Origin of the sequence: Pseudopedobacter beijingensis (assembly GCF_042678145.1) — a bacterium.
GTDB lineage: Bacteria > Bacteroidota > Bacteroidia > Sphingobacteriales > Sphingobacteriaceae > Pseudopedobacter > Pseudopedobacter beijingensis.
This window is the reverse complement of sequence record NZ_JBHUDG010000012.1, coordinates 217,682-241,601: the sequence shown is the minus strand read 5'-3', so window position 1 is coordinate 241,601 and position 23,920 is coordinate 217,682. Positions and strand designations below refer to the sequence as shown.

The window sequence follows — 23,920 nt, the reverse complement described above, 5'->3', positions numbered from 1 at the left end:
ATCTCCGCTAAAAATCCACGTTTTTATGCAAAAACGTGGACTCACCCCGGTGTAAATACCGAATCATACCGGAAAAACATATAAGCTATCTGCTATTTGTCTGGCTACAGAATGGTACCTTACCCTAAAATTTGAGGAAGGCTACTTTACGGATAAATTAAATCGGGAGTCAACTCATACACTTAGTTATATTTTACCCTACTAAGTCTTGTAAAAAATCAATAAAAACAGTCCTCCCCCACCACAATTTTTTTAAATTTGGAATCCATTGCTGTTTTAGCAATGTGTCAAATGAACAGAACATGAAAAAACTCTTTCTTTTAGACGGAATGGCTTTAATTTACAGAGCTCATTTCGCATTAAGCAAAAACCCAAGATTCACGTCAACAGGTATTAATACATCTGCAGTGATGGGTTTTACCAACACTTTGCTGGAGGTATTAAAGAAAGAGCACCCTACACACATGGCTGTTGTTTTTGACACCGCAGCACCCACAGAAAGACATACGGATTTTGAGGCCTATAAGGCTAACCGACAAGCCATGCCGGAAGACCTCTCTCTTGCCTTGCCTTATGTAAAAAAACTCATCGAAGGGTTTAATATTCCTGTAATTACCTCAGATGGTTACGAGGCTGATGATGTTATTGGAACCCTGGCAAAACAAGCGGAAAAAGAGGGATATACTGTTTATTGTATGACCCCTGATAAGGACTTTGCCCAGTTGGTATCTGAGAATATTTTTATCTATAAACCTGCCAGAATGGGCAACGATATGGAGATTCTAGGAGTAAAGGAAGTTTTGGAAAAATGGGAAATAGAACATGTGCACCAGGTTATAGATATTTTAGGTTTATGGGGAGATGCGGTGGACAATATTCCCGGAATTCCCGGAATTGGAGAAAAAACGGCTAAAGCCTTAATCAAACAGTTTGGCTCTGTAGAAGAAATTATTGCCAACAGTGACCAGTTAAAAGGAAAACAAAGAGAAAACGTAGAGAATTTTGCAGAACAGGGAATATTATCTAAGCGTTTAGCGACTATATTACTGGATGCTCCTGTAGAATTTCATGAAGAGGATTTCCTGATTAAAGAACCCAGCCGCGAAATGCTTGAACCGCTGTTTGCAGAATTAGAGTTCAGAACTTTAGGCAAACGGGTATTTGGCGAATCTTTCAATGTGGCCGATGCCAGACCTACAAGCGGTCAGATGGATCTTTTTGGCAGTATCTCTGAAAGCAACCAACCGGTATTAAAACCATCGGTAGTACAAGAAATAGCTCCGGGAAAAGACATTACCAACACCCCGCATAACTATGTTTTAATAGACGATAAAGCTGCTTTGGAGAAACTGGTAGCCGAGCTTATCCTTCAGGATTCTGTATCTATGGATACAGAAACTACCGGGCTGGATGCCAACGAAGCGGAACTGGTAGGACTTTCTTTTGCCTATAAAGCCGGAGATGCCTATTATGTTAACCTGCCGCAAGACAGAAAAGAAGCTCAGGAATACCTGGAAATCTTACGTCCTTTTCTGGAGAATGAAAAAATACGCAAGGTAGGACAGAATCTGAAATATGATTTTATTGTATTAAAATGGTATGGAATTGATCTTAAAGGAGAGTTTTTTGATACCATGATTGCGCATTACCTGCTTGATCCGGATACCAGACACAATATGGACGTTCTATCGGAAAATTATCTGGGTTATATACCGGTTTCCATTACCGAATTGATTGGTAAAAAGGGTAAAAACCAGCTCAATATGCGTGAGGTAGAGGTGGGAAAAGTAAAAGATTACGCTTCTGAGGATGCTGATATCACCTTACAGCTGCAACAGGTGTTCGAACCCATGCTGGTAGAGGCCAAGGCCGACAAGCTAGCCAGAGAAATGGAAAACCCTTTAATTTACGTGTTGGGCGATATGGAAAAAGAAGGGGTAAAAATAGACACTAACCAACTACAGGAGTTTTCTAAAGAACTGGAAAAAGACATTGCTGCATTAGAAGCTACGGTACACGAAAAAGCAGGCGTAAAGTTTAATATTGCCTCTCCTAAACAACTGGGAGAAGTCTTATTCGATAAATTAAAACTAGACCCCAAAGCTAAAAAAACTAAAACCGGTCAGTACCAGACAGGAGAAGATGTATTACTGGCTTTAGCCAATAAATCGGACATTGTTAAAGACATTCTGGATTTTAGACAATTGCAAAAACTAAAATCCACCTATGTTGATGCGCTTCCGCAATTAATCAATTCAAAAACCGGAAGGGTACACACCTCCTACAATCAGGCTGTGGCAGCCACAGGCCGTTTAAGCTCTAACAACCCTAACCTGCAGAATATTCCAATCCGCACAGAAAAAGGACGGGAAGTAAGAAAAGCATTTATCCCCAGAGATGAGCGCCATATTTTGCTTTCTGCGGATTACTCTCAGATAGAACTTCGCATTATAGCTGAAATCAGCAAGGACGAAAACATGCTGGACGCATTTTCTAAGGGCTTAGATATTCATACCGCCACTGCCGCAAAAGTTTATGGCTTAGATATTAAAGAGGTTACATCAGATCAGCGTAGAAATGCAAAGGCTGTAAACTTTGGTATTATTTACGGACAATCTGCATTTGGATTATCGCAAAATCTGGGTATTCCAAGAAAAGAAGCGGCAGAAATCATCGAAAACTATTTCGAGCAATATAAGGGCATTAAAGATTACATGTCGGACACGATGAACTTTGCCCGTGAAAATGGCTATGTGGAAACCATTATGGGCCGCAGAAGATATTTACGGGACATCAACTCGGCAAATGCAACAGTACGAGGTTTTGCTGAACGAAATGCCATTAATGCCCCCATCCAGGGTTCTGCAGCAGATATGATTAAGATTGCTATGCTGAATATCCACAAAGATATGACGGCTAAAAAACTACAATCTAAAATGACGATGCAGGTACATGATGAGTTGGTTTTTGATGTATTGATTACAGAAAAAGAGGCGGTCAAAGAAATTATTCTGGATAGAATGAAAAATGCCATCAAAACCTCTGTTCCTATTGTTGTTGAAATTGGCGAAGGTAAAAATTGGTTAGAAGCTCATTAAACTTAAATCTATGTTATCTATATTAAATTCGGCTCCGGTAGCCTCTATTATATTTGCAGCCACTATTATTTTAAGTATTTATGCTTTTAACAAACCCAGTGCTCTGGGCAAATTAATGTTGCACCCTTATTCTGTATCCCGTGGCAAAAACCTTTTTCAACTGGTTACTAGTGGTTTTGTGCATAAAGATTGGGCGCATTTAGGCTTCAATATGTTCTCATTTTATTTTTTCGCTTTTAACCTGGAAAGAATTATTGGCCACTGGCAGTTTGGTATATTGTATATAGGCAGTCTTATTCTGTGCGATCTGCCATCCGTTAAGAAACATAAAAACCAATTTAACTACCATAGCCTGGGAGCATCGGGAGCGGTTTGTGCCGTGGTTTTTAGCTCTATTCTGTTTTTTCCGTTTTCGTCTTTAATTGTATTCCCTATTCCTCTTCCTATTCCGGCAATTTTATATGGGATTATTTTTCTGGCTTACAGCAGTTATGCGAGTAAATTACCCGGTCAGGGAATTAATCATGACGCACACTTTTTTGGTGCCATTGCTGGTATTGTGATAACCATATTATTGTATCCACAGGTTATTTCTCATTTTATGGGAGAGATAGGACAGTTTTTTTAGAGCGGAAACATACAACGGGGCTGTGTAATTTGTTATTCCGAGCAAAGTCGAGGAATCTGTTTCAGGAATACTCCAGAAGAAGATTTCTCTTCGCTGTTCTCATTGCAATAACATCGTTTTTGTTTTTGAAACAGTTCTTTGATAAAAAGCACCTATTTCTTAAATTCAGATCAAACTATCTCTCCAGAGTAATACTATTGGCAAGCACAAAATCACCATTATCATCAAACAGGTAGCTTACGGGCTTTTCCGGGTTTTTAATAATTTCCAATAACAGAAAACCCCATTTTTTCCAGAAGTTCTCCAGTACCTGTCCATAGGTTTTGTTCTGCCAATCATCAAATAAAGGTTTGGAGCTCATACCGCGCAATGGCGACGCCTCTAAATATATTCCGTCCGGTGTTGGCATAATATGGTATTCGGGCAAACGGTTAAACAGGTATGCAGAGTAATAAACCTTTCCGCAAAGTTCTTCAAACTGAATGGGGTGTAGCTTTTGCCCTTCTACTTTGTTCCAAACATCCTGATGGTAAACTTTATTTACCCCATTATCCTGCAAGCAAAGAATAATACCGAAATCATTCATCCTTAAAGAGAAAGTCATGGTATTGATCTCATCCCGATACGAGAATTCGTTTTCCAGATTATCTACCGGACAGATAAATATGCTCCAGGGTTTAAAATCTTCAAAATACACCGGCAAGTTCACTGATTGCAGCATATTATGCAGGTTTCCGAATTTATGCATAAGTCCCTGCGACATATAAAAACCTTCTCCGCTTCTGCTTTGCGATACAATAGCAGCCTGTATCTCCCTGAATATGATTCCGTACACCGTTTTTGCTGTCCACTGAAAAAGCTTGAATTCATCCAGCTTGCACACCTTTTCGTACCCGCCCAAAAATGCTTCTTCAATTGTTTTCTCTAAAGCAGAGAAATGTACCTTCACCGCATCAGAACAGGGAACAGAAATATCTGCATAGGTTAGCATACTCTCGTCCAGCATCTTAAACGGGCGCTCATTCAACTGATATCTATCTATCAACCAATCACCAAAAACATTCATTTTCTCTGCTGTTGACTCCAACTTTTCGCCACTTAAAAAGCAACGGTTATTATCAAAAGACATAGATACAAAAGGCTGATAGAGTTTCTGTTTCATAGCCGCAAAAGTACATAAGCATTTTAACAATCTGTTAAAAGTAAAAATCATGTTTTTGTAATACCTGACTCTAAGGTAATGTGTACTTTTGCCATCAAAACAAATCAACCATTGGAATACAGCGAACAGAAATCTATTTATACCTTACAATATTTATTACTTTGTTTAAGTTCTTTCTTATTCTCTTCCAGTTTTAACATGCTTATCCCCGAGCTTCCGGCTTATTTAAGCAGTTTGGGCGGTGCAGAATACAAGGGACTTATTATTGCTCTTTTTACACTTACAGCGGGCATTTCCAGACCTTTTAGCGGCAAACTGACCGATAAGATTGGCCGTGTGCCTATTATGGCTGTAGGCTCTCTGGTATGTTTTGTTTGCGGACTTTTATATCCTTTGCTTACCTCTGTGGCAGGATTTCTGTTTTTACGATTAACACATGGGTTTTCTACGGGTTTTAAACCTACTGCCACCGCAGCATATATTGCAGATATTATTCCAAAAAGCAGATGGGGAGAAGCCATGGGATTTCATGGGCTTTGTTTTTCTATAGGGATGGCCGTTGGCCCTGCCATTGGAAGTACCATCACGCTTTATACCTCTATCAACGTTTTGTTTTATGTTTCTTCGGTATTTGCACTACTTTCTATTGCCATTATTTTCAATATGAAGGAGACCTTAGCCGATAAACAGAAATTTACGCCTGCACTATTAAAAATCAGGAAAAACGAGATTATTAATAAACAGGCTCTCCCCGTTTTTTGGGTAACACTTTTTAGCTATGTAAGTTATGGTACTTTGATTACGCTGATTCCTGATTGGTCGGAATCTATCGGTATTAAGAACAAAGGGATATTTTTCATGGTATTTACACTGGCGTCTATTACGGTAAGATTGTTCGCCGGGAAGGTTGCCGATAAATACGGACGGGAACCTGTGTTACGGGTTTCGTTAATTTTGCTGTGCATTTCCATTACCTGGATGGCTGTTTGGCCAACCAGTATGGGACTAATTTCCGGATCTATTTTATATGGTTTTGCTACCGGAACTTTCTCTCCCGCCATTTCTGCATGGGCGGTAGATTTAAGTGACGAGGATAAGCGCGGAAAATCTATTGCCACCATGTATATAGCATTGGAAGCCGGAATTGGATTGGGTGCTTTATTCGCCGGCTATTTCTTTCAGGATGTTATTTCCAGAATACCTTATATTTTTTATGGTTCTGCCGCTATTAATTTAGTGGCTTTGGCTTACCTTTTGAACTATATGCGTATCAAAAAGAAAAAACACTATTCAGTATAATATTTAAAGATCAAATACTTTTACAGATGAAAAAATTATTGTTGCTTATTGCCTGTTGTTACTCTTTAAACACTTCTGCACAGAAGAGACCTCCTTTTATAGATTTTCTTAATCAGCGCAATACATGGGTAGATTCTGTTTTTAAATCTATGTCTCATGCAGAAAAGCTAGGACAATTGTTTATGGTAAGAGCCCATACGGATAAGGGAGTAGAATATTCTGAAAAAGTGGCCAAATTAATTAAAGACAACCACATAGGTGGAGTGGTCTTTTTTCAAGGTGGGCCGGAACGACAGGCTGCTTTAACCAACCAATACCAACAACTGGTAAAAGTGCCGCTAATGATTGCCATGGATGCAGAGTGGGGTGTGGGTATGCGCCTGGACAGCACCATATCTTATCCTTTCCAAATGACATTGGGAGCCATGCAAAACGATCAATTATTGTATAAGATGGGCGAGCAGGTGGCTAAAGATTTTAAACGACTGGGCATGCATATCAACTTTGCTCCTGCTGTTGATGTCAATAATAATGCAAACAACCCTGTGATTAACTTCAGATCTTTTGGAGAGAATAAATATAATGTTGCCGACAAAGGAATTGCTTATATGAAAGGTATGCAGGAAAATGGGATCCTCACCACTGCAAAACATTTCCCCGGACACGGCGACACAGATGTTGATTCTCATTACGATTTACCTCAACTAAACTTTACCAGAACAAGACTGGACACCTTAGAGATGTATCCTTTCAAGAAAATAATGGCTAATGGCGTTGGCGGCGTAATGGTTGGCCATATGAATATTCCTTCTTTAGATCCAACACCTACTTTATCTTCGTCTTTGTCTAAACCTATTGTAACCGGGATATTGAAGAATGAGTTTGGGTTTAAAGGTCTGGTGGTTTCTGATGCCATGGACATGAAAGGGGTGGTTAAATTCTTTCCAAATGGCCAGGCCGATGTTAAGGCGTTAATTGCTGGTTTAGATGTGATAGAACTATCAGAGGATGTAGAACGAGCTATTAAAATGGTTAAAAAAGCAATTAAAGCCAAGCAGATAAGCTGGGAAGAGATTGATGCCAAGGTCAAGAAAATATTATATGCTAAATATTGGTTAGGCTTAGATAATTACCAACCCGTTAGTACGGCAAATGTTTTCAGGGATCTGAACCGTCAAGAATCTACCACTTTAATACAACAAATGGCTGATGCTTCCATTACAGTACTTAAAGGCACTGCTGCATTTCCGTTAAGGAATGATTTTGTAAGAAAAACAGTGATATTAAATGTAGGTTCTTCCGAAAACACTGTATTTTCTAATACTTTAAAGAAAATAAAACCGGGAGCATTAGTGATTAATATCCCAAAAAATGTGGGCGAACTGGAACTTGCCACCATCAGAACTACGGTAAAACAGTACGACCAGATTGTAATGGCCGTTATTGATTCCAGAAGCAGACCTGCCAGTAAACTGGATTTTCCCAATCACCTGACCCAATTTATTTCTGAGTTTTCCACTAAAAACACCATTACGGCCTTGTTTGCCAATCCTTATGTTATTAGCGGAATACCCGGCTTTGAAAGGTCTGCATCTATCTTACTTGGCTATCAGAACCTACCGGAAATACAGTTAGCTGCTTCGAAAGTTATATTAGGGACGTTAAAGGCCAACGGAAAACTTCCGGTAAGCGTAAATGCATTTTTTAAATATGGGGATGGGATTTTGATGAGGTAAGCCTTTTATTAGATTTTAGGCGTAAATGCCTAAAATCTAATTCACAGCCAGATCCTGATCAAAGATTAAAGTTAATTTTTCATACAGTTCCGGATGTCTCTTTTTTAACTGATCTGGTTTTTCAAAGAAATATTCGGATACAACAGCAAAAAATTCGGCTTCGTTTGTTAAGGCATAAGGATTGATATCTGATTTATTCTTTTCTATTTTGAGCATTTCCTGATGAATAATTTTCAACCACGGAATGGTATAGCTATGGTTCAACAAATATTCGGGTATGCCGTCTGTAGCTCCGTCAGATTTATCCAGTAAATGTACAAACTCGTGAATGGCGGTATTGTTACCATCATTACTCATAGAAAAACCTGCTCTTAATGCCGATTGCGAAAGCAGCATTTTCCCATTCATTAATCCATCTCCCACCATTCCCATAATATTTCTATCTGCGTGTCCTTCAAACTGATATGATTTATTAAAGTTCTCGGGATAGACCAATATGTTTCTCAGGTTTTTATATTTCCAATCTGGAAACCCAAAAATAGGAATTACAGCACTGGAAGCAATCAGCATCCGATCAGACAAAGTAACATCGGTTCCAATGCCCTCTATAATCACACCTTCTAAAAACGAAAGAACTTTTTGCTCAAACACCCGCTTTTTCTCTTCCGGTAATTTCTGATAGAAAGCAACGTTTGTTTCTAAAACCTCTCTTTCATCAGTACTAATTTCCCTGTTTTTTGACTGCTTATTCTTTTTTATCGCTGTAGCCCTCAATATATACAAGAAGACAACAAGGGTTATTATGATAAATGCTACTTCCATACCTTTAGTTTATACTAAGCTAACTTACCATTAAATCTGTAAACTTAGAATACTGATAGTTCAATGGGTTCTCACTAACCTTAAAAGGCACCGAAGGGTCAAACAATTCGGCTAATTTTTTATTGAGTTCGAGCAGAAACACCTCCTTTTCGGCAATCAAAAAATCTGCATTAAGGCTCATTTTTCTACGTTTAGATTCCCCATTTTCATCTTCAACTTTACGATAGGTCTGAAATAAAACGCCATCTTTATTCATGGTCTTCAACACATACAAATTGGGTTCTACAAATTTCAGATTTTTGGCCTGTTCAAAAACATAAGTGTAAAACAGCGTTTGTACCAAAGCTTTATTCAGGTTTTTTCCATCGGTATTAAAGCTTTCTTCTATACTATGGTAAGCCAGTTTATCAGAACCTGTTTTATAATCTACAATTCTTGTAATGTTCTCACTGGTCAAATCTACACGGTCAATAATCCCTTTAATCTGGATGGTTCTTTGTTGCCCTGTTGCATCTGTAAAGGAGTAAGGAACAACCATTGCCTCTTCCATTTGTATAATCCTGAATGGTGTACATTTTTCATCATAATTGAGAATAATATCGCAATATTCCTGAACAATGGCTAAAACTACCTGTTGCATTCCGTTAAAACGCGTTTGCCTATCGGCATTTTTATAAATGATTTTGTTAAAATTTCTCCTAACTAAATCGGGTATTTCTTTTCGTTTTTGCTTAATCCGTTCCTCAGTAATATCTGGATTTTCGGCTTTCAATGCTTCATAAAAGTCTTCCATTACTCCGTGTAGTATAGAGCCCAAATCTCTGGCTTCTACCACCTCGTCCACTTCTTCCGGTTCTTTAATTCCAGCTATATAAGTAAAGAAAAAATCTATGGGATTGGCAATATAAGTGGTCAATGCCGATGCGGATAATGTTCTTTTTCCGGTAGAAAAACCCTCCAGAATATTCATAATCTGTGGTGTTTTACTGATTTCTACGGTTTCAGACTTTTCTACTTCTACATTTAATTCCTGATGGTAATACTTAAATTCCCATCCGCTCTCATATTCCAGCTGTTTCAAAAAGCGACTGGGTTCTCCAGAATTGCTTTCATCAGTCAGACTGTTATACACCACACTCACTTTTTCTGCTCTTTGAATGAGGCGGTAAAACATATAAGCCGAAATAGCATCCTGGTTTTCTAATACCGGTAATCCGTAAACCCTTCTCAGACTGTCGGGAATAAAACTATTTCCAATGGTTGTCTTCGGTACTATTCCGTCGTTCAGCCCCAGTACCACAATATGTTTAAAGTTCAGGTTTCTGCTTTCCAACAGCCCCATCACCTGCAAGCCTTCTAAAGGATTCCCGCTTAACGGAACGGCTACACTTTGCAATACTTTTTGTACTAAAGAAACAACAAAGCCTACCTCTAAAGTCTGTCTTCCTCCTTTGATATGTTTGGTTAAGGTATCGTACAAACGGTTAAGTTCCTGTATAGTTTTTATAAATAATTCCGAATCTATTTTCTTAAGATTCTGTACATACAACTGCCTTTTAAGCACCGCTTCTAAGGTTTCTTTCAACCCTTTGATAATGTCTACAGGAGCATCTATCTTCTCAAAGAAATTAACAAATATTCCTTTTTGAGGAATCAGTCTGTTTTTAGGGACCTGTACTAATTGCTCCTCTACAAACGCTTTCAGGATTTTTTCACGCATTTTATCACTGAGTCCCACCAAGGGATGTGATAAGAATGCCTCAACCGTTTTAAAAGAAAATGTAATTTCTTCATCCGGTTTAAACTGATGGATACTTTTCTGGATATTTAACCACAAATCTGCCAGACCAAACAAAGTTGAAGAGACAAACGAAACGCCCATAGTTACGTTCAGGTTTACTTTTAGCCCGGTTTCATTTCCTTGAGCGTCTTTATGTACCGAAGGAATTGTTTGCAAAGTGGGCAGTAACAGAGATTCGTCTGCCAGAATAATTGCAGTATCGCCATAGTTTTTATTGGCTGCCAGCAGATTGTAATCCTCAGAAAGTATATTGTTCAGGATTTTTGCCTCTACATTATGTCCCTGAACCTGATATACATCTATATTCCGTTTCTTTGCGGCAATAAACGATCGTTGATTGTTAAGGGCATTCACCAACCCTATCTGGTCTATATTTTTTCTAAGGAAAAGTCCGGATTCCTGTAATGGATCATCTAAATAATAAGCATCCGTATCAAAGTAAAAGCGAGCCAGATCTTGCTCCTGCCAACGCTTAAACACAATTGCTTCTGCTTTTGTTAGCGCGTTAAAGCCTATAAAAATGAGTTTGCCTTTCGAGAAATCGTTTAAAAATGTAGGATTATCATTCTTTTCTTCTGCCAGGTTTTTATAGACCCTGCCCATAGTTATTAAGTCCTGCGTTGCCAGATCCTGATGAAAATCACGATACAATAAAGGCATCCTGCGCCACATTTTAATAAAATTCTCCTGCTGCCTTTTGTGTTTTCCTTCTGTATAAGAGGTCCAGAACTGAGACAGAAACTGATGTTGTTCTGTCGTAAGAAAATCAAACTGCTGATTTATAAGCACTATATCTTCCAGCTCGTGATAAAGTTTAGCGGCATCAACTAAATCGTTATCTATCTGCGAAAAATCGCTAAGTATAATTTTGGCTATCGGAAAAAACTGCGCCATATCCAGGGCTTTCTGTCCCTCTCCCGAAAGTATCTGATTGTATCTTTGGTATAACGTAAAAAACTGCGCATAAAAATCTGCCGTTTTTAAATGGGTAGATTTTGCAAAAAACTCCTGAACTGTAAAAAAGGAAGGACTCCAAAAAGGTTTTTGATAAATATCTGCCAGATGCTTTTGTAAATATGCCGCAGGTCTTTTATTATTAAAAACAATAGCGCAATGCTCTAAATCCTGACCAAACTGTTCTACTAGATCTTCTGCAACTTCTTTTAAAAATGGTTTCATGTAAAGCGGATTTAAATGGCCTTTAATTTTCTGGTTAATGCATAAAACAAATAAGCACTTACATTCTGGTATCCCATAGTTTGTAACAAGCTTTTATAACTTAACAGCTGCTCAATGTGCGTTTCATGCTCTTTGTTTGTAAACTTATAATCGAGAATAATAACCTCATTCTCGCCAATGAGAACTTTATCGGGTCGGTGTTGCCGCCCGGACTCATCTACAATTCCTTTTTCTTCGATGGTACGAATGGCTTTACCTAACAGATATTTTAGTTCGGGGTGATCTAATACTTCTTTGGTTTCTTGCAAAAACCCTTCTTTTTCGTCTTCGGTAATAATTCCCTGAATATTTAAATCGTCTATATAAGATGCTATTTCTGATTTTTCTTTAACGTTAGCCAATATTTCATGCATAATACTCCCTTTACGACCAGATTGCTCTATGTTTAACAAATGGTTGGCATGCCGGTCTTCTACCGCTTCGTATATTTCAGAAATTCTGTCCGAAGTAGGGTAGGATTGCAATTGAATCAGGTTCTTTTCCGACTTTCGGGAAGGCTTTTCTATATAGTTTCCTAATGCGTATAATCCTTCTTCATCAAAATCATCTTTATAAATTAAGCCTAATAAATTCCCTATCGCATTGGTATCTTCCTTTTCTTTGCCCTTTATACCTAAGAAAAGATAATCTTTTGCCCGTGTAGTAGCCACATAAATCATGTTTAAACTATCCATGTGACTGTACAATTCTTCTTCAAAATAATATTTGGCTACGGATGATTTGGCTAGTTCTCTAGTGTATTTTAAAGGGATGCTGCCCAATTGTTTATAAGGTGTTTCCTCAGACGGAACCCAAAATACACTGTTGGTTTTCCCGCTTAAACCCAATTCGCAAAAAGGCACAAATACTGCCCTAAATGCCAAACCTTTTGATTTATGAATGGTAATTACCTGTACAGCATTGGCCTCTTCCGGAGAGGGCAATGTACGGGACATTCCTTCCTCGTCCCACCAATTCAAAAAACTATGGATACCTTTCTCGCCCAGTCGGGTAGCGTTACCTACAATATCTCTGAAAGATAGCAGATAAGGTAAATATTCTGTTTTCTGATCTAGTCCATAGCTTCTGATAATTTTTTCTACCAATTCTGGTAAGGGTAACTGTATCCACAAGCTTGCATGGGCACATAATTCTGCGGGAAGTAATGCTGACAGTTGTGCAAATGGTTTAAACCTTAACCCCAGATAGCTATCCGGATGTACCGGATTACCATTAATTTTATGATAAAGCGCTATACAGTTTGCTTTGTATAATGATGTATTTTCTTCATAACCTACCAAAGCACAAAGCGTATTTACAATCAGTTTGATGGCGGTATTGTTCCCCACCAAAAGCGCTTCGCCCGATACTACCGGAATTTGCGCATGCATCAGCATTTCTACTACTTCTACGGCTTCTCTGTTAGACCGCACCAGAATACTGATGTCTTTATAAGAATAGGCATGCTCATCTCTCAGATTTGTAATTTCTTCCACAAGATATTCAAGAGCATATTCTCTGAAAACAGTATCCGAAAAAATACGTTCGTCTTCTTCTTTTTTCGTAAACTTCCTGATTTTTACTACCCCACCTTCTTCGGTCCCTGATGTTAATTTTTGCTCTGCCTGACTGTAAATCTGGTTAATTACCTGATGATAATCCTGAGCCATCCACCATGCCTTCAGCTGTTCATCACCTGTTTCTTCTACTTCGGTATTAATCTTTGTTTGCACCAAAACCGGCAATCGATGGTATAGGTGATTATTAAACTGGATAATTTCTTTAGAACTTCTGTAGTTTTCTTCCAGATTACTGTCTACAACATTATGTTCTCCCAAATCTCTTTTCACCCCGCTATGCAGGATATTCCAATCCCCGTTTCTCCATCTATAGATAGACTGTTTGGTATCCCCCACAATCAAATGATCTATCCAGGCACCGCTGGGCTCTGCAATCGCATTTTGTACCAGAGAACGGAAACTTCCCCATTGACTCACTGATGTATCCTGAAATTCGTCAAATAAAAAATTCCGGTACTTATTGCCAATTTTTTCCCAAATAAAAGATGGGTTGTCACCTGCATCATCCGTAATACCTGTTAACAGATTTTGCGCATCGCTAATCAAGAGGTTTCCACTTTCTTCTCTGTAGTTTTTCAACAAGCTAACCAGTTCAACCATAAGCCGCAGAAAATAAACATTCTTATTAAACTGCTGGTGAAGAATATAATCCGGATAGCTATGATAAAAATACTGTTCTAACTCTTTTAAAACAGAGTTAAGTTCGGGGTAAGATTCGTCCGATACATTTTTCTGGAACCAATCTTCCGGAGCATCTATCAGCACAAACAGCTTCTCTATATCTTTAAAGTCTTTAACCGCAACTTTTTGCAATCTTAACAAAGGACTTCTGCTTTTTCCTTTTAAATGATCGGGAGTTAAACCAAACCTGGTTATGGTTTCCAAACCTTTTTGCGCCAAAGAAACTATTTGCTGCTCAAACAACACCACATCTTTTTTAGATGCTTGTGCATATTCTAAAAAGATCTTATCGGTATTTTCAAGTCCTATTTGTTGTAAGGCTTGTTCAAACACAGCAAAACGTTCTTTAAATATTTCGCCCGTTAGGTTCAACAACTCTGCTTTATAGTTCCAACTTTTGTTATCTTCTATCCTTTCTTTTGCCAGGTTAATAATCCATTGTACCAATTCTGGTTTTCTGTCCAGTTCTTTATCCAAACGCTCCACCAGATTTTCCTTAACCCTATCTATATTCATTTCTAAGGTGTACGAAGCATCTAATCCCAATTCAAAAGCAAAACCCCTAATTACTTTCTGGACAAATCCGTCTATGGTATTTACCGAAAAACGGCTATAATCATGTAATATTCTTCTATAAATCCGATCTGCTTTTTCGGCCAGACTATGTCTGTCTAAATTGGTATGTTCTTGCAACAATAATTTTCTGTAACTCTCTATTGCGGCAGCATTACTATCAACAGCTAAACCTTTTAAGACCTCTAAAATCCGGGTCTTCATCTCTTCGGTAGCTTTATTGGTAAAAGTTACGGCCAGTATTTCCCTGTATTTATTCTCATTGCTAAACAACAAGGTAAGGTAATGAACGGCCAAACTAAATGTCTTTCCCGAACCTGCGGAAGCCTGAAGTCTTTTAAGCGGTTTTTGCATGTTGTACAAGGTATAAAATCAAAATTAAAAATTAAAAAGACTCTTTCTAAGCCCCAGGGTAAAGTTATGTTAGATAATGATTTGGCTTTATTGTATTGGTATAGATACAGAAAGAATTAATGAACAGGTAGACCAGTTTTCCGAGGATTTCAATGTTTCAACTTACCGAATATGAGGTTCAAAACCTGAAGTCGCAATTTGCGACCTCAAGTGATTTTCAGATAAAAAACCATATCGTTATTAAATAAAAAAGCAGTTCTTTAAAACTGCTTTCTGAAATTATTCCTTAATATTTTCCTTCTTCTTATCTTTTTTCTTTTTCTTCTTTTTAGCTTTATCCTTAGAAATAAAATCCGGACGTTTTTCTATATCAATCGGTAACCCTAACAAATCTCTGATAACAATAGACGCTATACCTCCTCCAAATGCCGCAGGCAAGTAAGAAATAGTACCATAAGCAGAAAGCTTAAAGTTACTGCCATCCGTCATCACCAAAGACTCTTTCATTACTTTCTCAACAGAAAACACTGCTTTTATAGTAGAAGCATTTACCATTTTTTTCAAGCGCTTACGAACATATTGCGCAAAAACACATTCCCAGGTTTCTGTCAGATAAGTGGTTCTTAATTTTGTCGGATCCACTTTTCCCCCTGCTCCCATAGAACTTGCAATAGGTAAACCGCATTCCAGTGCCGTGGTAAGCAGCAATAATTTAGGCGTAATACTATCTATACACTCGGCAACATAATCAAACTTTTGAGTACTCAAAAGCTCCTTACATTTCTGTGGCGACAAAAACTCTTTAATAACATGTAATTTCAATTCCGGATTAATAGCCAATAAGCGTTCTTCCATAATTTCGGCTTTACTAACCCCGTGGTTAGTAGCTAAAGCTGGCAATTGCCTATTTCTATTTGACGGATCTACAACATCACCATCTACAATGGTCATCTCTCCTACTCCTGCCCTACAGATAAACTCCGCAGCAAAAGATCCAACACCTCCTAATCCAACAACCAATACATGTTTTTGCTGTAAAGTGTTTATTCCTTCGTCACCAACCAATAATGCCGAACGGGACAGCCAAGCTAAATCAGACATATTCTTATCAATTCAAAAATTGGAATCAAAAAAACATAGCCCTCAACAATGGGTTCAGGGTTTTATATTCAAATAAAAAAAACCCTTTTGGTTTTCACAAAAGGGTCTTATAAATATTTTATTGCTGTACAGCGGTAAATTATCTTTTTGTTTTGATACGAGCTGCTTTACCTGTAAGGTTACGCAGGTAGAACAATTTAGCTCTACGCACTTTACCAATGCTATGTACTTCTACTTTTTCTATGTTTGGAGAGTTTACAGGGAAGATACGCTCTACACCTATTCCGTTAGAAATTTTACGAACAGTGAAAGTTTCTGTAGAACCAGCACTATTTCTCTGGATAACTACACCTTGATAAACCTGAACACGCTCTTTATTTCCTTCACGAATTTTATAGTGAACACTGATGGTGTCTCCAGATTTAAATGCAGGTAATTGTTTCTTTTCGATAACCTGCTCTTCTACAAATTTTACTAAATCCATGATCTTATGCTGATTAAATACGATTCATTTATTGCCTAATCGTACCGAATTTTTCGGAGTGCAATATTAGGCTTTTTTTTTCAGAAACAAAAACTATTCTGAAAAATTCCTATAATTCTTTCTCTTTTATTTTTTTGTAGAAGAGCTACTTAGGTTTTTTATTGAGTTGTTTTAAGACAAATACCATTTAAAAACACCCTCTCCGCTATCATTTTGAACATAAGAGAAACTGCTGTCAAAGCTACGTAAAACATATTGACTAAGCAAAACACCGATATCTCTGCCCGATACGTTTTTATATTCTTCCATATTAAAAATACGTTCAATTTTATTAGATGGCATAAACATATCTATGGAGCTAATTTCTAAGACCCGATGATCGCCTGATAATTTCACACAAATAACATTTCCTTTGTTACTATAATTAATAGTTGTAAAAAAGATGTTCTTCAGTACAAAACTAAACGTAAGGCGGTCTATGGCTAAAAACTGTGTTTGTTCGCCATCAAAAATGATATGAATATTTTTTGCAGCAAGCTGATAACTGAAAGATTCTTTAATCTCTTTAATGATTTCTGAGACATAGTAAGGTTTTGCCAGACAGGCACCTTCCTTAATTATTTTGTTCCAGATGATAAAGTTTTCCACAAAAAATGATGAAGAAGCAAAGAAGGGCTCCAAAAAAGGTTTCATGCTAAACTTTCCATAATCCAGCGCATCGCTTTCTGAAAGAGAAAGAAAATACACAAAGTTTTTCATAGGCGCTCTTACATCGTGGTCTAGCAGATTCACAAGATGATCTGTGAGATGACTCTCCATATTAATTTGGGTGGCAAGCATATTAAACCTCCTTTTCTCTAATTAGTTCATAAATGGTTTTGTAATTTATCTCTATATTGCTTAACGATCCTTCTTCTAATGCAAATATTTTCTCCATAATGATCACTTTCTGATATGGAATATCCTTTTCCTCGTCAACACGAATGTTCCTGTAATTTAAGAAAGTATTCGTCGAAACACCTAATATTTTTGGAATCATTTTAATTGCTTTCCTATAATCTTTCATGGGTAAATTATTGAGCACCTCGTTTATCTTGTACTTATACATGATTAATTTTTTTGTTAAAACATCCAAAATTTTGTGTACTTTGACTAAAGATTTGCGTTAATCAAATTTTATTTAGCAAAAATTACAAATAAAAATAAGTAATATAAATTATATTCAAAATAGTTACATAATTTTTTATGCAATTAAAACCAATCGTTGATAATCTTTTAAAAGAAAGGGGCCGTTCTTTAAGTTGGTTAGCAGTACAAATTGGCAAGACTTTCGACGGTTTTAGGCTAAGCCTTATCAAGGAATCTATTAAATATACTGATCTTAAAAAGATGGCTGAAATACTGGAAGTTTCTCCATCTGTATTTTTCCAGGAAAGCACACCGGACAACTACCCGGATTTGCCAGAAAGCAAATCTCTTACAGAGTCTGTTCCTGAATATAGGACAGTTGCTTCTGAACTGAATGTATATAAACAACTGACCGAAACACTCAAAGGCCAGCTAAAGGATAAAGAAAAGATTATTGAACTGCTGAACAGCCGAAGCCAGGACTAATTATTCTAATAAATCAGGGCGTCTTTTTTGGGTTCTTTCTAAAGACTGCTCGTAACGCCATTGTTCTATTTTAGCCTGGTTACCGCTTAAAAGTACTTCCGGCACTTTATGCCCACGCCAATCTGCCGGACGTGAATAAACAGGTGCATCTAATAAATCGCCCTGAAAGGAGTCTGAAAGCGCTGATGTTTCATCTGAAAGCACTCCCGGAAGCAGTCTCACTACAGCGTCTACTATAATGGCTGCCGGAAGCTCTCCGCCAGAAAGCACATAATCGCCTATAGAAATTTCACGTGTCACATACACGTCCCTTATTCGTTGATCTATTCCTTTATAATGCCCGCAAAGAATAATCACATTCTTTTTAAGTGATAAACCGTTTGCTATTTCCTGATTAAAGGTTTCACCGTCCGGAGTCATGAAAATAATTTCGTCATAGTCACGTTCTGCCTTTAGTTTTTCTATACAGGCAGCAAATGGTTCTATCTGCATAACCATTCCGCTACCACCGCCGTAAGGATAGTCGTCTACGCTTTTATGTTTATTGCTAGAGTAATCCCTCAGATTGTGAACATAAATCTCTGACAGGCCTTTATTTTGCGCCCTTTGCAAAATGGAATGTGCAAAAGGACTTTCTAACAGACCTGGTAAAACAGTAATGATATCAAAGCGCATAGTTTCTTAATTATTCTGGTCCAGATAAACTTCCAATAAACCTTCGGGCAAATTTACACTCAGCTTTCTATTTTCAATATCAATATCTTCTATAAAAGCATCTGACAACGGAAAAAGCACTTCCTTCTCCTGATAATTAACTGTAGCCAGGAATTGCTGAGGGTATTCCCTCACAGAAAGTATCTTTCCTAAATCTCCGTTTATCTTATCCAAAACAGAAAACCCTTCCAGATCTTTAAAAGTAAACTCTTCTTTCTTCTTTTTGGGCATCATCTTCAAGGGAAGAAAAACCTTTCTCTTCACCAATATCTGTGCTTTGTCTATATGGTCTATATCCTCAAATTTCAGATAACCTGTTGTCTGTTGCGACAGTTTAAAGCTATCTACAAAATAAGGAACCTTTTTTCCGTTGATTTCTAAAAAAACTGAGTTCATTTTCAATTTTTCCGGTTCGTGATAAGTGAAGGCTATTTGTATATCGCCTTTTAGACCGTGGGTTTTGGTAATAAAACCTATCTCAACAAATTCTTCTGACTTCATTGGCGCAAATGTAAGAAAATTACTCTTTCAATCGTTGAGACGTTTGTCGCTTAAACTTCTCAAACCTTGGATTAGAAACTCCCTGTACATAGGGCTGTAAAGGATTTCTTTTCACAAAATTCTGATGTTCGTCCTCTGCCCTGTAAAATACTTTCAAGGGCTTCATCTCGGTTACAATAGGTTTTTTATAAATTTTGTTTTTGGTTAAAGATGCTATAATTTCTTGTGCTGTTTCTTTCTCCGCATCATTTGTATAAAATAAAACAGAACGGTAAGAAGAGCCTACATCTGGTCCTTGTTTATTTTTTGTAGTAGGGTCGTGTGAATCAAAAAACACCTGAACAAGCTCTTTGTAAGTTACTTTTTGTGGATCGTAGTAAACCATTATTGTTTCGGCATGTCCGGTAGTTTCTGTACAGACTTGCTGATAGGTTGGATTTTTAGTATGCCCACCGGCATATCCCGAAACAGCAGAATCTACGCCAAACACAGATTCAAAAACATGCTCTGTACACCAAAAACATCCCGACGCAAATGCCGCCATTGCCTTTCCTTTTGGAGGGGTCAGATTTATTGCTGTTGACTTTATTTTTTGGCTTTTACTTTGTCCATTGCAGGATTGCAAAGTAAAAATCAGGAGAAACAATAAATATGAATTTTTATAGGACTTCATTTCTTCTAAACGTAAAAATCAACAAGATAGTTCCAACGATAAAGTTATTCAATAAAAACTTGCTATTCCTTTTCGGACCATGTTTTATATCCTATGCTTTTTCTAGGAGATGCAGGAACATTCTTCTCCTCCAATAGCTCATCAAGGTATTTAAAAACCAATTCAATATTCTTATCCTGATTATCCACTTTCTTTCTAATTTGTTCAAGTTCTAGCCTTAACTCCGTATTATCTGTTAACATTTTCTGAATTTTAGTAAATACCCTAACTATCTGAATATTTACCTCTATTGCCCTGTCACTATTCAGAATACTTGCCAACATTACTGCTCCATGTTCGGTAAATACATAAGGCAATACCGAAGAATATTTTAACGAAGAGAGATGCTTAAACTGCCTGATAATTTCTTCTTTTTCGTCTTTTGTAATCTGAAACATGAAGTCTTCTGGAAAACGCTTTTGATTTCTTTTCACCTGTTCATTTAAACGTTTGGTAGTTACGCCATAAAGTTCAGCCAAATCCCGATCTATCATCACTCTATTGCCTCTAATCACAATAATTTTATTTATAACCAATTCATCAGGAATGCTTACAGCTATTTTGTCTTTTGTCATACCTATTTTGTTGTTTTTAAGGTGGTCGCATTTTGCGACCACCTCGGTATAATTCAATTTACCCCGCCCACTTTTCTCTATCTAAACTCCTAAAATTGATGGCTTCTGCTAAATGTTCGGTTTTTATATGTTCACTTGCATCTAAATCGGCAATAGTTCTGGACACCTTTAAAATTCTGTCGTATGCCCGGGCAGAAAGACCCAGCTTTTCCATAGCATTCTTTAACAGCTCTTGCCCATCATTCTGGATACGACAAATATCACGAACCATTTGCGGGCTCATTTGTGCATTGCAATTAATATGTTCGTAGGGCTTAAATCGTTCTTCCTGAATTTGCCTCGCTTTTACTACTCTTTCCCTGATAACGGCACTCCCTTCTGATTTCCGTTCAGATGCCAGTTCATCAAAATTAACCGGTGTTACTTCTACATGTAAATCTATCCGGTCTAACAAAGGGCCACTTACCCTGCTGAGGTATTTTTGCACCACTCCGGGAGCACAAACACATTCTTTTTCAGGATGATTGTAAAATCCACACGGGCAGGGATTCATCGCTGCTATCAGCATAAAACTGGAGGGATAGTCAACTGCTATTTTTGCTCTGGAGATCGTTACTCTTCTTTCTTCTAAGGGCTGGCGCATAACTTCCAGCACCGTTCTTTTAAATTCGGGAAGCTCATCCAGAAACAAGACGCCATTATGTGCCAGAGAAATTTCTCCGGGTTGCGGGTTTCCTCCTCCTCCCACCAATGCCACATCCGAAACGGTATGATGAGGCGAACGGAAAGGTCTTACGGTTACCAATGCTTCTGCAGTAGAAAGCTTTCCGGCAACGGAATGTATTTTGGTGGTTTCTAAAGCCTCATACAAATTAAGTGGAGGTAATATGGTTGGCAAGCGTTTTGCCAACATGGTTTTTCCTGCTCCAGGCGGACCTATAAGAATAGCATTATGGCCTCCGGCAGCGGCAATTTCTAAAGACCGTTTAATATTTTCCTGTCCTCTGACTTCTGCAAAATCGCTATCATAGCTATTTACCGAATTAAAGAACACCTCTCGGGTGTCTAATTCTACAGGTTCAGGCTTCTCATCTCCATTAAAAAACGAAACCAATTCATTGATATGCTTGATGCCATACACTTCAACATCATTTACTATGGCCGCTTCCCGGGCATTATCAAAAGGTAGTATAAACCCTTTGATATTTTCTTTGCGAGCTTGTATAGCTATAGGCAAAGCTCCTTTTATGGGTTTCACTTCACCATCCAGAGATAGCTCACCCATAATAACATAATTAAGGATATCTTCTTCGGGAATTTGGCCTGATGCTGCCAGAATCCCTGTGGCTATACTTAAGTCATAAGCAGAACCTTCTTTGCGGATATCTGCCGGCGCCATGTTAACTACAATTTTTTGTCGTGGCATCCGCAGCGAATTGGTAGAAAGCGCACTTTCTATCCGAAGCAGACTTTCTTTAACTGCATTATCCGGAAGACCGACTATAAAATATCCCGGTTTACCGGATGAAATATTTACTTCTACGGTAATAGTTTGGGCTTCTACACCATGAACAGCACTTCCAAATATTTTTACAGGCATTGGTTTTTTAAAGGAAGTTACTAAATTTTCCTTTAAAAACAATAAACCATTAAAGCTGTTCCATCAGCTGCTCCAATTTCATCCCTCTGGAACCTTTTAATAAAATCAGGGCTCCTTCTATAGGATTATTCTCCAGATGCTTTTTCAATACTTCTACATCTGTATAAAAAGAGAATGGGGCTTGCTGCTGTTTGCTAAATTCTTTCCCTATAAAAATCACTTCATCAAAAGAGTGTTTCCCTACCTGTTTAACTATGGTTTGATGCTCTGCTTGAGACTCATCTCCCAACTCAAACATATCTCCCAAAATCAGGATTTTTTTCCCGGCATCCAGTTTAGCTATATTTTCTATAGCCACAGCCATGCTGCTTGGATTGGCATTATAGAAATCGCCAATAACCGTGTTTTTTGCTGTTTTTATAATTTGCGAACGGTTATTAGTGGGTTGGTATATTTCTATTCCTTTATTTACCTCTTCGTTGGTTAAACCTAGCTTCTTGCCTATTGCAATTGCAGCTAAAATATTCTCAAAGTTATAAATACCAGTCAGTTGAGACTGTACAGTTTCTTGATGCCCCCCCTGTCTCCATGCTATCTTCAGATACGGATCGTTAGCCAGTAGTTCTCCCGACACATAACACAAAGAAGACGTTCCATAATAAACCACCTCTTTAAAAACCTTATCGTTAGACATCTCCAGAAGATAGTTGTTATCATGATTGACAAAAACAGTCTCATTACTCTTTGACAGAAAATCATAAAGTTCGCCTTTCCCTTTTTTAACTCCTTCAAAACCGCCAAATCCCTCTAAATGTGCTTTCCCTACATTGGTAATCAATCCAAAATCAGGTTCGGCAATAGCGCACAAAAACTCAATTTCTTTTTGATGATTGGCGCCCATTTCTACAATAGCCACTTCTGTTTCTGGTGTAATAGCCAAAAGCGTTAACGGTACCCCAATATGATTATTCAGATTACCCAATGTAGCAGAGGTTTTAAACTTTTGGCTTAGCACTGCATTAATCAGCTCTTTAGTGGTTGTTTTCCCATTTGTTCCGGTTAACCCCACAACAGGTAATCCAAGTTGTTTACGGTGATAATGAGCTAAATCCTGTAAAGTCTTTAAAACATTATCCACAAATATAAATTGTGGATTTTTAGGCAAATCCAGACAATCTACAACAGCATAGGCAGCACCTTGTTTTATGGCTTCCCCCGCAAAGGTATTGGCATCAAAGTTTTCTCCCTTTAGGGCAAAAAACAAACAATCCTGACTTATTTTCCGGGTATCGGTAGATACTAAAGGGTATTCTTTAAAGATATTATAGAGTTCTGCTATACTCACGTGATACAATTTTTTAAAGTAAATATAGGGCGAAGAAGTATATTTTCACGAAATCAATCAAAAGAATTTCTTTTTCAGTCCAACGAGCCAACAAATAATTAACCATATCCGAACGTTTCTATTCTGCCATTGGCGAACAGATTATTCCGAAAATCATTTATCATATTTTTGCATTACACCTGAATGAGAGATCCCTATACCCTGCTATAACTCTTTCAGCGATATTTCAGCTTCATCCTTAACCTCGAGGGCTAACTTATCCCATAAATCTACTTGTTTCTGCAGCAAATCTTTTAAAAAACAAAAGACATCTCCCGCATCT

At 37.7% G+C, this 23,920-nt stretch carries 19 protein-coding genes; 5 read left to right on the top strand and 14 right to left on the bottom strand.

The annotated features are described in order from the left end of the window. Positions 1-302: 302 nt before the first annotated feature. Positions 303-3,098: a DNA polymerase I gene (gene polA / locus ACFSAH_RS08810; protein ID WP_379662354.1), complete on the top strand. Its 2,796-nt coding sequence runs from the start codon at positions 303-305 to the stop codon at positions 3,096-3,098. Between the two features lie 10 nt (positions 3,099-3,108). After that, positions 3,109-3,726, top strand: coding sequence for a rhomboid family intramembrane serine protease (locus ACFSAH_RS08805; RefSeq protein ID WP_379662353.1), 618 nt, complete (start codon positions 3,109-3,111; stop codon positions 3,724-3,726). Between the two features lie 175 nt (positions 3,727-3,901). On the opposite strand, the gene ACFSAH_RS08800 is transcribed toward ACFSAH_RS08805, so the two are convergent. Continuing rightward, the gene (locus ACFSAH_RS08800) at positions 3,902-4,888 is read right to left on the bottom strand and encodes a hypothetical protein (protein WP_379662352.1); all 987 of its coding nucleotides are present in this window, start codon (positions 4,886-4,888) and stop codon (positions 3,902-3,904) included. A 111-nt stretch (positions 4,889-4,999) separates the two neighbouring features. Between ACFSAH_RS08800 and ACFSAH_RS08795 the strand changes: the two genes are divergently transcribed. Together ACFSAH_RS08795 and ACFSAH_RS08790 are read left to right on the top strand one after the other, a co-directional pair. Continuing rightward, positions 5,000-6,187, top strand: a complete 1,188-nt coding sequence (locus ACFSAH_RS08795) for an MFS transporter (RefSeq protein WP_379662351.1) — start codon at positions 5,000-5,002, stop codon at positions 6,185-6,187. Positions 6,188-6,213: 26 nt separating this feature from the next. Further along, the gene (locus tag ACFSAH_RS08790; protein WP_379662350.1) at positions 6,214-7,923 is read left to right on the top strand and encodes a glycoside hydrolase family 3 protein; all 1,710 of its coding nucleotides are present in this window, start codon (positions 6,214-6,216) and stop codon (positions 7,921-7,923) included. A gap of 36 nt (positions 7,924-7,959) precedes the next feature. Here ACFSAH_RS08790 and ACFSAH_RS08785 read toward each other — a convergent pair whose 3' ends face one another. The 7 genes from ACFSAH_RS08785 to ACFSAH_RS08755 form a co-directional block, all read right to left on the bottom strand. After that, a complete protein-coding gene (locus ACFSAH_RS08785; RefSeq protein WP_379662349.1) occupies positions 7,960-8,745 on the bottom strand; it encodes a M90 family metallopeptidase in 786 nt (261 codons plus the stop codon). Between the two features lie 19 nt (positions 8,746-8,764). Then, positions 8,765-11,725 (bottom strand): PD-(D/E)XK nuclease family protein, encoded by a 2,961-nt coding sequence (locus ACFSAH_RS08780; protein WP_379662348.1) that lies wholly within the window; start codon positions 11,723-11,725, stop codon positions 8,765-8,767. An 11-nt stretch (positions 11,726-11,736) separates the two neighbouring features. Beyond that, positions 11,737-14,952 (bottom strand): UvrD-helicase domain-containing protein, encoded by a 3,216-nt coding sequence (locus ACFSAH_RS08775; RefSeq protein ID WP_379662347.1) that lies wholly within the window; start codon positions 14,950-14,952, stop codon positions 11,737-11,739. A 279-nt stretch (positions 14,953-15,231) separates the two neighbouring features. Beyond that, the gene (locus tag ACFSAH_RS08770) at positions 15,232-16,053 is read right to left on the bottom strand and encodes a tRNA threonylcarbamoyladenosine dehydratase (protein WP_379662346.1); all 822 of its coding nucleotides are present in this window, start codon (positions 16,051-16,053) and stop codon (positions 15,232-15,234) included. Between the two features lie 139 nt (positions 16,054-16,192). Beyond that, positions 16,193-16,537, bottom strand: coding sequence for a 50S ribosomal protein L19 (gene rplS / locus ACFSAH_RS08765; protein ID WP_379662345.1), 345 nt, complete (start codon positions 16,535-16,537; stop codon positions 16,193-16,195). A 171-nt stretch (positions 16,538-16,708) separates the two neighbouring features. Further along, positions 16,709-17,356: a hypothetical protein gene (locus ACFSAH_RS08760; protein ID WP_379662344.1), complete on the bottom strand. Its 648-nt coding sequence runs from the start codon at positions 17,354-17,356 to the stop codon at positions 16,709-16,711. A 22-nt stretch (positions 17,357-17,378) separates the two neighbouring features. Next, complete coding sequence (locus ACFSAH_RS08755) at positions 17,379-17,645, bottom strand: hypothetical protein (RefSeq protein ID WP_379662343.1); 267 nt, start codon at positions 17,643-17,645, stop codon at positions 17,379-17,381. Between the two features lie 137 nt (positions 17,646-17,782). Between ACFSAH_RS08755 and ACFSAH_RS08750 the strand changes: the two genes are divergently transcribed. Further along, entirely contained in the window at positions 17,783-18,151 is a 369-nt protein-coding gene (locus tag ACFSAH_RS08750) for a hypothetical protein (protein ID WP_379662342.1), read from the top strand. Here ACFSAH_RS08750 and trmD read toward each other — a convergent pair whose 3' ends face one another. The 6 genes from trmD to ACFSAH_RS08720 form a co-directional block, all read right to left on the bottom strand. Continuing rightward, complete coding sequence (gene trmD / locus ACFSAH_RS08745) at positions 18,152-18,826, bottom strand: tRNA (guanosine(37)-N1)-methyltransferase TrmD (protein WP_379662341.1); 675 nt, start codon at positions 18,824-18,826, stop codon at positions 18,152-18,154. It abuts the gene before it with no gap. Positions 18,827-18,832: 6 nt separating this feature from the next. Further along, a complete protein-coding gene (gene rimM, locus ACFSAH_RS08740) occupies positions 18,833-19,366 on the bottom strand; it encodes a ribosome maturation factor RimM (RefSeq protein ID WP_379662340.1) in 534 nt (177 codons plus the stop codon). A 19-nt stretch (positions 19,367-19,385) separates the two neighbouring features. Then, on the bottom strand, positions 19,386-20,039 hold the full coding sequence (gene msrA, locus ACFSAH_RS08735) for a peptide-methionine (S)-S-oxide reductase MsrA (protein ID WP_379662339.1): 654 nt from the start codon (positions 20,037-20,039) through the stop codon (positions 19,386-19,388). 62 nt (positions 20,040-20,101) lie between these two features. Further along, positions 20,102-20,653 (bottom strand): ORF6N domain-containing protein, encoded by a 552-nt coding sequence (locus ACFSAH_RS08730; RefSeq protein ID WP_379662338.1) that lies wholly within the window; start codon positions 20,651-20,653, stop codon positions 20,102-20,104. Between the two features lie 58 nt (positions 20,654-20,711). Next, on the bottom strand, positions 20,712-22,253 hold the full coding sequence (locus tag ACFSAH_RS08725; RefSeq protein WP_379662337.1) for a YifB family Mg chelatase-like AAA ATPase: 1,542 nt from the start codon (positions 22,251-22,253) through the stop codon (positions 20,712-20,714). 49 nt (positions 22,254-22,302) lie between these two features. Then, positions 22,303-23,598, bottom strand: coding sequence for a UDP-N-acetylmuramoyl-tripeptide--D-alanyl-D-alanine ligase (locus ACFSAH_RS08720; protein ID WP_379662336.1), 1,296 nt, complete (start codon positions 23,596-23,598; stop codon positions 22,303-22,305). Between the last annotated feature and the right edge of the window lie 322 nt (positions 23,599-23,920).

Bases quoted from the DNA above. Each gene is read 5' to 3' on its own strand.
- ACFSAH_RS08755 (WP_379662343.1), bottom strand. From the start codon at position 17,645: ATGTATAAGTACAAGATAAACGAGGTGCTCAATAATTTACCCATGAAA.
- ACFSAH_RS08800 (WP_379662352.1), bottom strand. From the start codon at position 4,888: ATGAAACAGAAACTCTATCAGCCTTTTGTATCTATGTCTTTTGATAAT.
- ACFSAH_RS08805 (WP_379662353.1), top strand. From the start codon at position 3,109: ATGTTATCTATATTAAATTCGGCTCCGGTAGCCTCTATTATATTTGCA.
- rplS (WP_379662345.1), bottom strand. From the start codon at position 16,537: ATGGATTTAGTAAAATTTGTAGAAGAGCAGGTTATCGAAAAGAAACAA.
- msrA (WP_379662339.1), bottom strand. From the start codon at position 20,039: ATGAAGTCCTATAAAAATTCATATTTATTGTTTCTCCTGATTTTTACT.
- rimM (WP_379662340.1), bottom strand. From the start codon at position 19,366: ATGAAGTCAGAAGAATTTGTTGAGATAGGTTTTATTACCAAAACCCAC.
- ACFSAH_RS08760 (WP_379662344.1), bottom strand. From the start codon at position 17,356: ATGGAGAGTCATCTCACAGATCATCTTGTGAATCTGCTAGACCACGAT.
- polA (WP_379662354.1), top strand. From the start codon at position 303: ATGAAAAAACTCTTTCTTTTAGACGGAATGGCTTTAATTTACAGAGCT.
- ACFSAH_RS08730 (WP_379662338.1), bottom strand. From the start codon at position 20,653: ATGACAAAAGACAAAATAGCTGTAAGCATTCCTGATGAATTGGTTATA.
- ACFSAH_RS08785 (WP_379662349.1), bottom strand. From the start codon at position 8,745: ATGGAAGTAGCATTTATCATAATAACCCTTGTTGTCTTCTTGTATATA.
- trmD (WP_379662341.1), bottom strand. From the start codon at position 18,826: ATGCGCTTTGATATCATTACTGTTTTACCAGGTCTGTTAGAAAGTCCT.
- ACFSAH_RS08770 (WP_379662346.1), bottom strand. From the start codon at position 16,053: ATGTCTGATTTAGCTTGGCTGTCCCGTTCGGCATTATTGGTTGGTGAC.
- ACFSAH_RS08750 (WP_379662342.1), top strand. From the start codon at position 17,783: ATGCAATTAAAACCAATCGTTGATAATCTTTTAAAAGAAAGGGGCCGT.
- ACFSAH_RS08780 (WP_379662348.1), bottom strand. From the start codon at position 11,725: ATGAAACCATTTTTAAAAGAAGTTGCAGAAGATCTAGTAGAACAGTTT.
- ACFSAH_RS08775 (WP_379662347.1), bottom strand. From the start codon at position 14,952: ATGCAAAAACCGCTTAAAAGACTTCAGGCTTCCGCAGGTTCGGGAAAG.
- ACFSAH_RS08725 (WP_379662337.1), bottom strand. From the start codon at position 22,253: ATGCCTGTAAAAATATTTGGAAGTGCTGTTCATGGTGTAGAAGCCCAA.
- ACFSAH_RS08790 (WP_379662350.1), top strand. From the start codon at position 6,214: ATGAAAAAATTATTGTTGCTTATTGCCTGTTGTTACTCTTTAAACACT.